17 protein-coding genes are annotated in these 14,546 nt (G+C 35.4%); 2 read left to right on the top strand and 15 right to left on the bottom strand.

The window, feature by feature from the left end; genetic code table 11:
- The first annotated feature begins 65 nt into the window (after positions 1–65).
- Positions 66–518, top strand: coding sequence for a MarR family winged helix-turn-helix transcriptional regulator (locus HCJ45_RS04435; RefSeq protein ID WP_187124177.1), 453 nt, complete (start codon positions 66–68; stop codon positions 516–518).
- Positions 519–535: 17 nt separating this feature from the next.
- Entirely contained in the window at positions 536–1,048 is a 513-nt protein-coding gene (locus HCJ45_RS04430) for a GNAT family N-acetyltransferase (protein ID WP_187124176.1), read from the top strand.
- Positions 1,049–1,116: 68 nt separating this feature from the next.
- Here HCJ45_RS04430 and HCJ45_RS04425 read toward each other — a convergent pair whose 3' ends face one another.
- From HCJ45_RS04425 to HCJ45_RS04355, 15 genes are all read right to left on the bottom strand, one after another.
- Complete coding sequence (locus HCJ45_RS04425; protein ID WP_187124175.1) at positions 1,117–1,725, bottom strand: class I SAM-dependent methyltransferase; 609 nt, start codon at positions 1,723–1,725, stop codon at positions 1,117–1,119.
- A gap of 12 nt (positions 1,726–1,737) precedes the next feature.
- Positions 1,738–2,154 (bottom strand): Rrf2 family transcriptional regulator, encoded by a 417-nt coding sequence (locus HCJ45_RS04420; protein WP_111143625.1) that lies wholly within the window; start codon positions 2,152–2,154, stop codon positions 1,738–1,740.
- A 113-nt stretch (positions 2,155–2,267) separates the two neighbouring features.
- Positions 2,268–2,972: an HAD family hydrolase gene (locus HCJ45_RS04415; RefSeq protein WP_187124174.1), complete on the bottom strand. Its 705-nt coding sequence runs from the start codon at positions 2,970–2,972 to the stop codon at positions 2,268–2,270.
- Positions 2,973–3,065: 93 nt separating this feature from the next.
- Positions 3,066–4,334: a class II D-tagatose-bisphosphate aldolase non-catalytic subunit gene (locus tag HCJ45_RS04410; protein ID WP_185380535.1), complete on the bottom strand. Its 1,269-nt coding sequence runs from the start codon at positions 4,332–4,334 to the stop codon at positions 3,066–3,068.
- 26 nt (positions 4,335–4,360) lie between these two features.
- Positions 4,361–4,669, bottom strand: a complete 309-nt coding sequence (locus HCJ45_RS04405; RefSeq protein ID WP_003718767.1) for a PTS fructose-like transporter subunit IIB — start codon at positions 4,667–4,669, stop codon at positions 4,361–4,363.
- Between the two features lie 15 nt (positions 4,670–4,684).
- Positions 4,685–5,746, bottom strand: coding sequence for a PTS fructose transporter subunit EIIC (locus HCJ45_RS04400; RefSeq protein WP_187124173.1), 1,062 nt, complete (start codon positions 5,744–5,746; stop codon positions 4,685–4,687).
- Positions 5,747–6,199, bottom strand: coding sequence for a PTS sugar transporter subunit IIA (locus HCJ45_RS04395; protein WP_187124172.1), 453 nt, complete (start codon positions 6,197–6,199; stop codon positions 5,747–5,749).
- A 1-nt stretch (position 6,200) separates the two neighbouring features.
- Positions 6,201–8,231 (bottom strand): BglG family transcription antiterminator, encoded by a 2,031-nt coding sequence (locus HCJ45_RS04390; protein ID WP_187124171.1) that lies wholly within the window; start codon positions 8,229–8,231, stop codon positions 6,201–6,203.
- Between the two features lie 373 nt (positions 8,232–8,604).
- Entirely contained in the window at positions 8,605–9,165 is a 561-nt protein-coding gene (locus tag HCJ45_RS04385; RefSeq protein WP_187124170.1) for a hypothetical protein, read from the bottom strand.
- Positions 9,146–9,478, bottom strand: a complete 333-nt coding sequence (locus HCJ45_RS04380) for a F0F1 ATP synthase subunit epsilon (protein ID WP_185344755.1) — start codon at positions 9,476–9,478, stop codon at positions 9,146–9,148. Before HCJ45_RS04380 ends, HCJ45_RS04385 begins: the two co-directional genes overlap by 20 nt.
- A 12-nt stretch (positions 9,479–9,490) precedes the next feature.
- Positions 9,491–10,861, bottom strand: a complete 1,371-nt coding sequence (atpD, locus tag HCJ45_RS04375; protein WP_187124169.1) for a F0F1 ATP synthase subunit beta — start codon at positions 10,859–10,861, stop codon at positions 9,491–9,493.
- Complete coding sequence (locus HCJ45_RS04370; protein WP_187124168.1) at positions 10,862–11,731, bottom strand: F0F1 ATP synthase subunit gamma; 870 nt, start codon at positions 11,729–11,731, stop codon at positions 10,862–10,864.
- Entirely contained in the window at positions 11,728–13,224 is a 1,497-nt protein-coding gene (locus HCJ45_RS04365) for a F0F1 ATP synthase subunit alpha (RefSeq protein WP_187124167.1), read from the bottom strand. Before HCJ45_RS04365 ends, HCJ45_RS04370 begins: the two co-directional genes overlap by 4 nt.
- Positions 13,221–14,252, bottom strand: a complete 1,032-nt coding sequence (locus tag HCJ45_RS04360) for a F0F1 ATP synthase subunit delta (RefSeq protein ID WP_187124166.1) — start codon at positions 14,250–14,252, stop codon at positions 13,221–13,223. The genes HCJ45_RS04365 and HCJ45_RS04360 overlap by 4 nt, the downstream gene beginning before the upstream one ends.
- Positions 14,253–14,263: 11 nt before the next feature.
- A complete protein-coding gene (locus HCJ45_RS04355) occupies positions 14,264–14,506 on the bottom strand; it encodes an ATP synthase subunit c family protein (protein WP_003721714.1) in 243 nt (80 codons plus the stop codon).
- Positions 14,507–14,546: the final 40 nt, after the last annotated feature.

The following is a 14,546-nucleotide window of genomic DNA, read 5'->3' as shown; positions in this document are numbered from 1 at the left end:
TTCCTTTCACTTCCCTAATGTGTTATACTCTTTTTGTTGCAAACGCAATAAAAAGGAGGCTCGCAATGAAAGATATTTTAAGAGATATAGGGGTTATTGCTCGCGCGCTGGACTCGATTAGCAATATAGAATTTAAAGAATTAAATCTATCTAAAGGGCAATTTGTTTATTTAGTTAGAATTTGTGAAAATCCTGGTATTATTCAAGAAAAATTAGTTGATATTCTAAAAATCGATCGGGCAACTGCTTCTAGAGCCATTAAAAATTTAGAAAAAAACGGACTTATTATAAAAAAAGCTGATAAAAACAATAAAAAAAATAAATTACTATTTCCAACCGAATATGGACAGGAGTTATATCCCCTAATTATTCGCGAAAATGAACATTCCAATTCAATTGCCTTAAAAGGGTTTAATGAGTCAGAAATAAATGCGCTCTCACTAGCACTTAAAAAAGTAAAAGATAACATTGCTGATGACTGGCTATATGTAAAAAAAGGAAATAAAAGAAATTATTAATTGTTGGAGGAAAAATAATGATACGTTTATGCACAATAACGGATTTAGAACCATTATTAGAAATAAGCTATAAAACATTTGATGAAACATTTAGAGCACAAAATAAACCAGAAAATATTGATACCTACTTAAAATCAACTTTTACCTTAGAAAAATTGCGCAAAGAATTAGATAATCCGCATTCCTATTTTTACTTTATTTATGACCAAGAAGCAATCGCCGGATATTTAAAATTAAATCTAAAAGAAGCTCAAACAGAAGAAATACTAGGCAAAACTATTGAAATAGAACGCATCTATCTATTAAAAGCATATCAAAAAAAGGGATTAGGAAAGGAATTATTTACCCAAGCTTTAAAAATCGCAAAAGAAACACATGTAGAAAAAATATGGTTAGGTGTCTGGGAACAAAATAAAAACGCTATTCAATTTTATGAAAAATTGGGTTTTAGCGCAGAGGGGAAACATGCTTTTTACATGGGGGATGATCGTCAAATAGACATTATTATGAGTAAAGGTTTAGAAAAATAAACTAATAAAGAAGATTGATTTAAAACAATTGTCTTAAATCAATCTTTCCCTGTTTACCTCGCCAGCAATTATCTCTTTTTCTTGGCGATAGTTACATACATGCCTTCTGGAAGGTTCCAATTTTTTACGACTTCAAAGCCAGCATCAGCTAGTGCCTGTTCCAACTTATTAGCTGTAATCTGGATTTCCATTGGAGGACCTTTTAATTCAGTTCCTATTGTATCGAATTCTAAACAAGCGAAGTAACCGCCCGCTTTTACCACTCGACTCACTTCATTTAAAACTTTGCTTAACGAACTTACCTCATGGAGTACGAGTGATGCGAGTGCAATATTTATTGTCCCGGTTTCTAACGGAATTTCCTCCATACTCGCTTCTAAAACATCCACATTTGTTAAATTTTCGATTGCTGCTTTTTGCTGAATAAGTGCTAACATTTGTGGATCCAAGTCTAAAGCAAAAACAGTATTATCCACTAATTTTGCAGCTGGAATTGTTAAAAAACCTGTTCCTGCACCTAAATCCAGTATAGTGTCTGCTTTATCCACTGGCATTGCTTGGATAAATGCTTCCGGAGACAAAACTTCCTTGCGTTCCGGACGGTCTAAATAATCGACTTTTCGCTTAAAACCAGCTTCTCCGTGGTGATTGTGATGATGATTATGGTGATGATTCATTTTCCCACTCCTTTAATGATGATGTTTTTCGATTTCTACGACAATACTTCCAATAGTTTGTTCACTTAAATAAGCTTCCATTTGTTGCTCGGCATTGTCCATGACTTCTCCAATTAAACAATGTGGCTTACTTTCGGCATGATTTTTAGGGTCGCAATGAAAGAAAGCTGTTTTCCCTTCAATCGCTTGAATAACGTCTAAAAAACTGATGTCATTTGCTGGTTTTGCTAATTTATATCCGCCATTTACTCCAGTTATTGACTCGATAAAACTAGCTTTTACGAGCATCGTCAGCACTTTTGAAAGGTAGGTTGGTGATACATTTTGTTTGATAGCAAGTTCTTTCACACCTACCGTCTTTTCAGCAGATAAATTAGCTAAGTATACCATCGTATGTAACGCATAATTAGTTGCTTTTGAGTATTTCATTATCTCACCTTCTTAATTAAAGACTTAATGTATCTATAATATCTCCTTTTGTTTTATTTGTCAATCAAAAGAAAAAACCTCTTTCAAATAATGAAAGAAGTTTTCATAAAAAATCAAGTTAATTTTTGTAATAAAGCAAGTAATTGTTCTTCGTTTGTAACAGAATATTCGGGTTGATAGAGTGCGTCTTTCGGTGTTAGATGCTTACGTCGATTAAGCCAAATTGCATTCCATCCTGCTTGTTTTGCCCCAATTACATCATTTTCAAAAGAATCTCCTATATAATACGTTTTTGAACCAATCATTCCTAATTGCTCTTCTACTAACGCAAATAAACGTTTATCTGGTTTTTCATAGCCAATTTTCCCAGAAATAAAAGTGTTTTCAGCTGGAATCCAGTCATTTATACATAAATCATTTATTTTATGCTGTTGATGCAAGCTTGGTCCATTCGTAATAATCCCCATCATCGCATTCCTGCTTTTCCCCCACGTAAGAACTTCTTTTATTCCTGGTAAAAGCGTGATTTTCCGTTGATTATTTTCATAAACCTGTTGGAACATTTCTGCTTGTTTTTTGGTAATTTGGTAATCAAAATCATTTAATGCTTGCGTAATTCGGTAAATGTGCATTTCTGCTTTTGGCATTTCCCCATCTACAACCCGGTGGTACACTTCATCGCTATAAAAACGACTTTTAATATATAAATTTTCGATTTCTAGTTTGCTTTCATCACCAAAAACGGTTTTAAAAGCATCTTCAAATGGTTTTAATTGATCATATACTGTATCATCAATATCAAAAATCAGATTAATCATGTTTCCCTCCTACAAAATAGCCGCTTCTCTTACTCTACCATTAAAACGCAATATGAGGAAGAGCCTAGGCAAAAAGCCCAGACTCTTCTCGTATTATTTAGCTAATTGTTTAATTCTTGTTGTCGCGCCTTTTAGATTGTAACATTCAGAGTAACTGCGAATTGGGCGCTTGATATGGTCAATTACAAAACGCTTACCATCAATATTATTGGCTGCTAAATTAGCATATAAAGTATTTATTTCTTTTTTAACAGCGGCATCATTAAATGTATAATGACCTGCGATGTCTAGTATTTCCAGTGATAGTTCGTCATCTTGCATAATTTCATTAACGGTAATATCTTTTTGTCCATCTAGCATCCACTTGCGCCAGCGTTCACTCTTAATAGATTGTACGAGTAAGACTTCACGTGTATTTGAAGGGTTTTTAATTAAGCCATTTTCTGCTAATCTCCGCTCCAATTCCACTAGTTTTAAGTATGCTCTCGTTTCTTCTGTACCATATTGTGGCGCTACATTCGTTGCAGTAATTTCAGATGGGATATGCTCGAGAAGCGTCACATCATCCAAATAGTCACCGTTATGCTCTTTTAATCCAACGCCATATTTCTTCGCCATTTGTGCTAAATCATACGCATTTTTAAAGTTAAAATGTCCAACTTGCTCTGTTTTCCGTGTTAAAGTTCCCGTTTGACCAACAATAAAAGTTGGTAATGGCAAATCACGTTTTTCAAGTTCTTCTTTCAGTTGAATAATAAATTTTTCATATGTTTCCGTAGAGGTTAGCCCGCCGTTTGTCTCTTCTGTTCCTACTTCATAGCCAATTTCCGGGAGATTACGCTTTTTCCGTTCCGCTTCACAAAAGGCAATTAAGTCCACTGTGCGCTCTAACACCGTTTCCAGTGGGATTACTTTACCAACTTCAAACGGGTCTTTCGTTGGATCAATCATCAGTAAATCGAATCCCGCCTCAATATCAGCTACATACGACTGCTTACCAAGCTCCATTGCCTTTTCTGTAGGTAAATGCTCATTTCGTTCTTGATCACGTTGCCAAGGGCCTCCGTGGTCGCGACAGACATAGTACAATCCATCAAAGTCTACTTCATCCGCAACTTCTTTAATGGCTTCAATAAAACTAAATTGATTCCAACCATTCACATAACCTCCACCAAGTTCATCTGCATCCACTTGATTTCGACTTGCAATAAACATTAATGGATAGTCATCTTCTTTCGCTAATTCAAAACTAGCTTGTAGTAAATTTCGTGACATTGGACCAACGCCAATAAGTGTTGCGCTATCTCCGGTTGTTTGTAATTTTAAAAGGGATTCGACTGCTTTTTTAATAGGTAATTTCAATTATTTGTTCCTCCTAGAATTTAATTTTATGAAAACATTGTTTGTAGTTTTTTAATAAGTGCGTCAGATTTTTTAATAATATCGGAAACGCTCATTTTCACTACTTTTTTACCTTTAAAACGTTGACTTTCTCTAATTTCCACATCATTTGTAATAATGACGCAATCTGCTTCCTCGATTTCTTTAGCAGTTAATTTATTTTCAATTCCTGAAGAGCCTTGTGTTTCTACTTTGATAGTAACGCCCATTTTTTTTGCAGAAAGTTCGAGTGATTCTGCTGACATATACGTATGCGCCACTCCACTTGGACAAGATGTTACTGCTACAATTTTCATTAATTATCATCCTTTCTAAATATCTTCAAAATTAATATCTAAATCATCAATTTCTTGACCTTCTTCCAGTGCCTCATCCAGTTCCGTTGCATCTTTTTTCAATATCCGTAACATAATAGCTGTTACAACGGCACCTAAGGCAATCGAAATGACATAGCCAATCCGATTTTCTACTACCGGAAGTACAATGAGCCCTCCCCATGGTGCATGATTCAAACAACCAAATAAGAACGCCGATATATTCCCAACAATCGCTCCGGTCATTATGGAAGGAATAACTCGTAACGGATCAGCTGTTGCAAATGGGATGGCACCTTCCGTTATTCCCACACTTCCCATAATTAGAGCCGCAATACCAGAGTCTCTTTCTACACGAGTAAATTTTTTAGGGAAAAGTAATGTTGCCACTCCAAGTCCTAGTGGCGGTACACAAATTGCTACACCAACACCACCCATTAAGTAGGGAAGCGTATCTACTTGTGTCTGCGCAAATGTTGCTGCTACTTTATTGACTGGACCACCCATATCAAAGGAAATCATTGCTCCAAGCAGTGCTCCAAGTGGAACCTTCGCCGCACCTGATAAGCTATTTAAGGCACTTGTCATCCAATCCATAAAGCCAGAAATTGGTTCGCCAATGAGGAAAACTATTATTCCCCCGGTAATCAATGTGCCGACAAGCGGATAAATAAAAATGGATCCTAATGTTTTCATCGAAGTCGATAATTTGATTCTTTTCAACTGATTAACTACAAAACCTGCCAGGAAACCAGCAACAATCCCGCCAATAAATCCTGCACCAATTTCATTTGCTAAATATGCACCAATCATCCCCGGTGCAAGCCCTGGTTTATCAGCCATACTAAATGCTATGTAACCACCTAAAATTGGAACAAAAAGTGCCAGTCCAGCTGCACCAATCTGATTTAATTTTGCAAGCCAACCTGCATCTGGTACTGCTGCTTGTCCGCTTAACATAACGGATAGTGCGAAAAGTATCCCCCCTGCTACGACAAATGGAATCATGTAAGAAGTGGCGGTCATCAAATGTTTCTGCAAAAATTTAAGTGTTCTCATTTAGTTATTCTCCTTCACACTTTTATTTAGTAAAGCCATTGTTGCTGCATCGTCAAGCTCACTTAATTGCGTTCGGAAATCATCATGCATTAATAATCTTGCTAACTTGGAAAGCACTTTTAAATGTAAATTGCCTTCATTTTCTTCTGGAACTGCAATTAAAAAAACCAACTGGACGAATTCATCTTCTGTCGTCCATCTTACTGGCTGACTTAGTTTTCCAATCACTACACAAGGACGCTCTACACCACTACTCTGGGCATGGGGTAAGCCAATTTCATGCCCAATATATGTCGAAAGTGTTGCTTCTCTTTCTAAGATATCTTTTTCAAAAAGTTCTTTATTTCCCAAATAGTTGGCTTGATCTAACACATCTACTAATGCTAGAATGGCTTCTTCTTTCGTTTTCACTTCTAAATTAGAAATGGACAAGAAATCGATTTTCATGCTCATACTATCTAACCTCCTCCTCATATTTTTTAATAATCTGGTCTGCTTCGATAGGCGTTTTCGCTTGTTCTAACTGTGAAATAAAGTCTGTTTGATAGGTCATTTTTGTTAATGTGATAATCGCTGGAATCTGCTCTTTTTTATCTTTACTTGCAAGAATAAAAACCACTTTCGCTTGTTTAGTACCAAAAATAATGGGTTGTTTACTTATCAGCAGTGCCATACTGTTCATTTGAACTAAACTACTATCATTTCCATGAAATAAAGCAAATTCCTCATCTTTCACTGAATAAAAGCCTAATTCCTCTTGTATTTCAATGATATTATTTGCATATTCAGGATGAACGAACTGATTATCTGAGAGTAACTTCGTAGCAGACTGAATTATTTCTTGCCAAGTTGCTTTTTCCGAGATAATCCGAATGGCATCTGTTCCGATGAGGTCACTTAATCCTAGTTTTCGATTTGGGATACTCACATGCCCGTAACCTAGTTCTTCTTTGATTACGCTGATTACTTGTTGCTTAACAGAACTTTCTAGAAAACTAAGTCGCTTATTAATAGCAAAATAACTAGTTAAAATGTTTTTCTTTTTTAAACCTTGCTTTTCCAATTCCACAAAATCACATTCTTTTAAAACTGGATTTACTTTGATAGTTGGTTTTGGCAAAGGCGTATCCATTTTGGCAGTTGTAATAACTAAATCTACTGCTTCCCAAGACGTAAAATCTTTTAACATATATTCTGGAATAGTCGCAACAAACGCAATTTGATATTCACTGTTAAGCGTATCTTTCATCATAGCGATTGCTCCGTATCCTAGACCACAAACTAGTAATACCTGCTGCTTTTCTTCTCGTTGATTCCGTTGAATACTTGCTAAAAAGTGAATTGAAAGTAAGGAAATCTCATTTTCATTTTCAACCTTTTCTAGTATTGGTATCGTTTTAATCGCTTTACTCGTTGCATGAAAAACATATAAAAATTCTGCTGGAATAACATCAAAAGTATCTTCATAAATTTGCACATTCTTCCTCACTCGCTCAATCAATGGCGCTACATGATTTAAAAGACCTTTGTATAAAATAGCATCTTCTAGAAATGGTAAATTTAGTTCTTCGCTCATTGCATTTATAAGTGAATTTACTAATGTTTCAGTTGTAATCAAGTCCATCTCTTCATTTAAGCTTGCATACTTATTCGTGAAGAACACAAAACCCACTAAAATATTTAACTGTTCCTGTGTGAACTTATAATCCAAAATCATTTCCATACTTTGAATGAGTTGTGGCTTAAATATCGGAAGCACTAACTTAGTGTCTTTTAATGGATTTTCGACATTATTTTTTATATACCAGCAAAAAACTAAAATATTTGCTAAGTACCAATAATATGATTCATCATTAAGGACCCAACCCATTTGTTTTAGCAGTTGCTTGGACCATTTATTCACTCCATTTAGATCAATTTCTTTTAATGAAATTTTTATCTCACTCAACATCCGCTTACTATAAAGATTAGTTTCGTTATTTTCATTTTGAATCAAATCAATATACTCACGTAAAATCCGAACGCGCTCATTTAAAATAACGCTTTCATTCCCTTTCAAAATGTATCCTTGCTTATACTCCAATTGAAGGTTTATTTTTTGAAGAGTTTCTTCCAAAAGCAATAAATCTTTTTTTATGGTTGTCCGCGAAACACCCATCCATTTGCTTAAATGTTCTAAATTCACTTTTTTAATATTGAAAAATAGTAAGTACTGCAAAATATGAATTCTTTCTTGCGGGGTAAATATATACGCTTCGTTTTCCTCCCGTACTAATTTGACCAAATCAACTGGTAAAATTAATCTTCCTTTTCCCTCCTTTAAAATTGGTTTTAATTGGTTTAGCGTTAGTGCGTCATTAATATTATCGATATCATATCGGATTTTTCGCTCAGATATTTCTAGCTTTTTACTGATATCACGAATACTTGACTCACTTTTGCCTTCTAAATACTTTATGATTAGTATCATTCTGCCACTTAACATTTCGGTCACCCCTTTATACTAGTTGCGATAAAATGATTTAGAAGGCCTGCCCCTAACATCATGTTACCGCCATGTAAGCACTTCCACAATTTACATAATTCGAAATAAATTTTTACAAAAACTACAAGTCTAATAAAACTCCTTTTGAATTGATAGTTCGCGATATTAATTATACATTTTGTTAAATAAAGCAACTAGCCGTTTTGACATACTAAAAAACCAACCCGCTCAATGAAGGTTGGTTCCTTTATATTATATTGTGCAATCCTTTTTGCTCAAAAAACGTAACTTAATTTGTTACTGGTATATCATTTTTAATGAATGTATATCTAAAGCTAAAAAAAAGCACCCATTTTTTGGGCGGGCACTTTTTTTATTTCAGTAACTTCACGTATAGACGTTGCCATAAGAATAAAGCAAAACCAGCAACTAAAAGACTAAAGGCAACTAGATAAATTCTTACACCAAACTGGATACCCCATGAATACTCTGTAACATTTATAGATAAAATATAGAGAGCTCTCATTCCGTAAAAACCAGCAAAGTAAATACCTGTAATTAAAAGAACACCAATAATTTGTACTATTTCTTTAGATACTTTTTGCGGTGCTCGCATTTTTTTCCAAAGTGAAATTGGAAGGAATAACCAACTGCTCCAAAATATTAGTGCAGTATATTGAAAAGGAATTGCAGGTATTTGTACCGTTAGTAAACAAACTAAAAACGTTGCACTAATGATAATAAGAAAAGCTGTCACTTCTGCATCTAACTTGTAACGATCGTGCCATAACTGATAGCGCTTAATTCGCTCTAGTCCAACACCTTCTTTTGATAAATAATGACGAATAACAGTAAGAATCAAGAGTAGAATTAGAAAGAAAGTAAGCATTAAGCCGCAAATCAGCAGTATTGTATCAAAAAATCCGCTCGCCATTCGATCCCCTGCTCTCTGTTTGTTTTCGCTTGTTTATTCTCTTAAAAATTCGTTCTGCTTGTTTAGAATCTTTTGATGCAAACTGAGCCATAATATTCGCTTCATTTTGAACAAGATGTAAATAACCTAGTGCAACAAAAATTGGTTCAGATGCAGCATCATCTAAAATAACAATTTCGCTATAGTCAAAGAAACTTAGGAAATCGATATGTTCTTCTAATACTGTTTGTTGTCCTTCTTTTGTATTGATGACAAAGCCTTCTACTTCACCTTCAAAAAATTGCCCCATAGGCGAGACGATTTTAAGTTTCATTTTCTTCTCCTCCTATTTCAAGTCTTTGTAGGATCCGATAAACAAGAAGTCCCGCTCTGAACGTTCATCATAATCGCCATTTAAAATACGTTCAATACTACCAAGTAAATCTTCAATTTCAACAAATGTTCCTTCAGTTCCTGTGAATTTTTCAGAAACGTAGAATGGTTGTGAAAGGAAGTTACGAATTTTTCTTGCTCTATTTACAAGTTTTTTATCTTCATCACTCAACTCAGCGATACCTAAGACATTAATAATCTCTTGAAGTTCCATATAGCGTTGCAGAATGAATTTCACTTGTACTGCTAATTGATAATGACGTTCGCCTACAAAGTTCGGATTAAGCGCACGTGAAGATGATTGAAGCGGGTTAACAGCTGGGAAAATTCCTAATGCTGCAATCGAACGCTCTAATACGATAGTGGAATCCAAATGACTAAATGTAGCAACCGCTGAAGGGTCATCAATATCATCCGCAGGTAAAAATACACATTGAATGGAAGTAATGGAGCCGTCTTTAGTAGATGCGATGCGATCTTGAAAATCTCCTACTTCTTTTGAAAGTGTAGATTGATATCCACCAGTTATCGGAATTTTACCTTGCAAGGAAGATACCTCAGAACCAGCTTGAATAAAACGAAAGACGTTATCAATGAATAGAAGGACATCTTTTTTCTCTTCATCACGTAAATATTCAGCAATAGTTAGACCAGTCAAAGCAACACGCATCCGAACACCAGGTGACTCGTTCATTTGACCAAGTACAACGGTTGTTTGAGGTAATACGCCACTTTCTTCTAGTTCTTTATATAAGCCAATTCCTTCACGAACACGTTCACCAACACCAGTAAATACGGCATTTCCACCTAACATAGCAATATTGTTAATCAATTCTTGCATAAGGACAGATTTACCTACACCAGCTCCACCAAATAGCCCTGTTTTACCGCCTTTTAAAATCGGACAAATTAAATCAATGACTTTAATTCCGGTATATAAGATTTCTTTATTTGTGTCTAACTCAGAAAGTTTTGGCTGTTTACGGAAAATCGGCCATTTAACTTCTGTATCTGGTTCAGGTTTCCCATCAATAGCTTTTCCATACACATTCAGCATTCTACCAAGAACTTGCTCTCCAACAGGCACCTCAATCGGACGACCTAAGTTAACAACAACAGTTCCTCTAGCTAGTCCACTTACTTCACCAATTGCAATGGCTGATACTGTATTGATACCTGTATGCTGTACTACTTCTGCTAAATAACTTCCTTGATGTGTCTGATATTCAAGTGCATAACCAATTTCAGGTAAATCACTTTCATTAAATTCTATTTTTAAAACAAAACCACTAATACTAATAATGGTCCCTGTGTTTTTTTTCATTTATTCTTCTTCCTTCCTGATTGTCTGTGCACCGCTAATGATATCTAGTAGTTCACTGGTTTTCTGTTGCAACGCTTTTTTTCTAGAATCGAAAATCGCTTCTTCAAGCTGTTTTTGGATATTATCCTTTGCTTGCTTCATTGCGATTCGACGCATACAATATTCGCTGGCAACCGAGTAGCGAAACATACTATAAAGCAAGCCGCATAGATAGTTTTCGAGTAAAAGCTGCTCGACTTGTTCATCCTCTTCCTCATAATCAAGAACATAATCAACCTCAATTGGTTGCATACCTTCTTCTTCAGGAATGTCAGGATAAATCTTTTCACACATCGCCTCTGAATGAACCGCATTAAAATATTTTGTGAAAACAACATATAATGCATCCATCTGCTTGGAGTTAATTTGATCAATAAAATCAGCCGTAATCGATGTTGTTGTTTCTAAGTCGATGTTTTCGAGCGAAACTTGTAAAAAAGCAGTAATATTTTGCCCAAGTTTAGTCAAGTAACGATGACCTTGTTCACCAATAACTACCCAGTTGATTGTTACTTGATCCCCAAGAGATTCAATGAGTTGGTCGATTTTTGAAAACACATCACTATTGTATGCACCGCAAAGGCCACGTTCCGAAGTGACTGCAATAGCGGTGACGTTTTTTTCTTCTACAGCTTGATTATTACCATTATGCATGGTTTTTCGCACCCAGCGTAGACTTTTCAAGATAGTTTCATAATAACTAACAGCCGCTTCAGATTTTTCTCGTAATTGAGGAAGTTTTCCAAGCGTTGCCAGTTCCGTGACATGGACGATTTTATGCGTTGAGTTCAGTGCTTTAATGGTTTTTTGAGCCTGGTTTGTGCTACTCAACTAAAAGCCCTCCCCGCTTCCGAAATAATTTTTTCGAGCATTTTAGTATGTGACTCATCTAGTTCATGAATATCACCAATTTGACTTGCAAATAGTTTAAATGCTTCATTCGAATTCGCTTTTTCTAACAATAGTCCTTTATAAGTTTGGATTTTTGCTGGTTGGATTTTTGTTAGGAAACCATTTTGGAAAGCATATAAAACCATTGCCAACTCTGCTACAGATAACGGATTTAAGATATTTTGTTTAAATAATTCTGTTAAAATCCGACCATCCGTAACCATTTTCATACTACCATCATCGAGTGCATTCCCAAAATCAAGTAATTCTTTTAATTCTTCATATTGCGAAAGAATTAAAGTTAAGTTTTTACTAAGTTTGCGGATAATTGGGTGTTGCGCATCTCCACCAATCCTTGAAACTGAAACACCGACATCTACAGCTGGCTTTTGACCGCGGTTAAATAAATCAGATTTTAAGAATAATTGACCATCAGTAATGGAGATAACATTGGTTGGAATGTATGCTGTTACATCATCAGATAATGTTTCAATCATAGGAAGTGCTGTAATCGAGCCCCCGCCATGTTCTTCATTCATTTGAACAGCTCTCTCAAGAAGACTAGAGTGAATATAGAAACTGTCCCCTGGATAAGCTTCTCTACCCGGCGGCCGATTAAATAGTAAACTAATTGCTCGGTATGCATCTGCATGTTTTGTTAAATCATCAAAAATAATCAATACATCTTTACCTTGATCACGTAAAGATTCTGCAACAGCCATTCCAGCATATGGTGTTAAATACTGGGACGTAAGCGAGTCGCTAGCTGCAGTAGCAACAACAGTCGAATATTCCATTGCTCCATGACGTTTTAGTGTTTCAATAACTTCAGCAATATAAGCTGCTTTTAGACCAATTGCGACATAAATACAATGTACATTTTGATCATGCTGATTAATAATCGTATCTACAGCAATTTGTGTTTTTCCGGTTTGTCTATTACCAAGGATTAGTTGGCGTTGACCTCGACCAATTGGAGTAATGGAATCAATAGCTGCAAGTCCAGTATTAAGCGGACGAGTCACGCTATCAATAGTCATAATTGCCGGTGTTACACAAAAAAGTGGGTAACTGCCTGTTGGTTGTTCTCCTTTATCCTCGTATAACATTTTTCCGGTTGTATCGATAATACGACCAGCCATGTCTTCAAAAAGAGCTACTTCCATAAAGTTTTCAGTTACAGACACATTCATGCCTTCTAAAATATCGTTGGTTTCGTCAATCAAACCAATTCCAACAAATTCTTCATTTAATTCAAGAATAATGCCACGATGCTTTCCGTCAATTAATACAGCTTGGTGAAGCGCTGCATTTTCTAAACCTGATGAGAAAATTACTCCATCGGAAAGTTTTTCTACTCGGCCATGTTCTTTTAAATATTCTAAGTCCACTGGCGTTTCATATTTTTTCATATCAAAATGAATAGTTTTCAAAATTTCACTTCCGCTTCTATTTTTTCTGTTGAGCGTTTAATTAATTCCTGATAGCTCATATCAATAGATTTTGTTCCATAATCGATAATAACCCCACCAATTAATTCTTTTTTCACACGGTACTCAATTTTATAATTTTCATGCGTCGGATACCAAATTTTTTCAAAGTGGTTAGCCGATTCCTTGCTGGCAATTGTTATACTAATTAGACCAGTGTAAAAGTGCAGGTTATATACACCTAAGAAATTCTTAAAGAGTGTACGTGATTGACGATATGAAAAGTGCGTTAACATATAAAATAGAAACTGTACAAATTCCGCATCTAATTCATCTAAAGTTCCATCTTCACGCATTACTTTAAGTTTTTGTTCTGGTGATAAATAACTACTTTGATAGATTTGTTTAACAGCAAGTTTTCCTGCTCGCTCATTGAATTTCTTAAATGAAGCAGTAAACATATGCAATTGATCAGAAGAGTACATTTCAAACAGCTGTAATATTACTTTGTATGGTAATGCACAGCGGATTTTTTCTGCACGTATTAAGGCATCAAATTCACGAATAGCTTCTGTAAATAATGCTGCTTCATCTTCCTCTGATTCAATGAAAACCTGTTGTAGAATTTCATCTATATAACTGCTAAGCGCCTTTTTAGGGGCATTCGGTGTAGTTGGAACACTTGGAACCTCCACAATTTGTTTTGGCTGTTCGTTTTGCCACATGTGAAGTTGTTGTTCATATTGCCTATTTTCTGCTACTAATTGGTCAATCTCTTCTAAAAAGATGATTTCTTTTTGCTCTGCTTCACTTGCTAGTTGCTGATTCTTCTGTTCTTCTCGTGTCGTGGCAACCTTTTGACGTTTTAGTCGTCGTAAAAGGCTTTCTTTTTCGAGTGACTTATCTTGACTAAGTTCGTAAAAGAAACTGGTTAGGATATTTTCAAGTTTTCTTAAGGTAAAATGCAGCAGGTATAAAAAACCAACCGCAAAAATACCATAAAGGATAATTGCTTCTATTATTTTTTCCATGTTTACACCCATCATATAAACGGATTAACCCAAAGCAAAATGACCGCAATCGCTAATGCAAAAAGCATTAATGCGACAATCATAAGGAGTCCCAAGAAGAGACCTCCCATAACTTCTTTTTTAGCATTTGGGTTTTTTCCGATAATTTCTGTTGCTCTACTAACTGCAATTCCTTGTCCAATCGCAGCTCCTAAAGTGGCGAGTCCAATTGCCAGTGCTGCGCCTATTACACTACATGCAACTACTAAATCCATTATTAAATTCCTACCTTCTTATGAGAATTACGATACGATA

Origin of the sequence: Listeria immobilis, from assembly GCF_014322845.1 — a bacterium.
In the GTDB taxonomy this organism is placed as follows: Bacteria; Bacillota; Bacilli; order Lactobacillales; family Listeriaceae; genus Listeria; species Listeria immobilis.
Note: the sequence above shows the minus strand (reverse complement) of the source record. Positions and strands in the feature narration are given on the sequence as shown.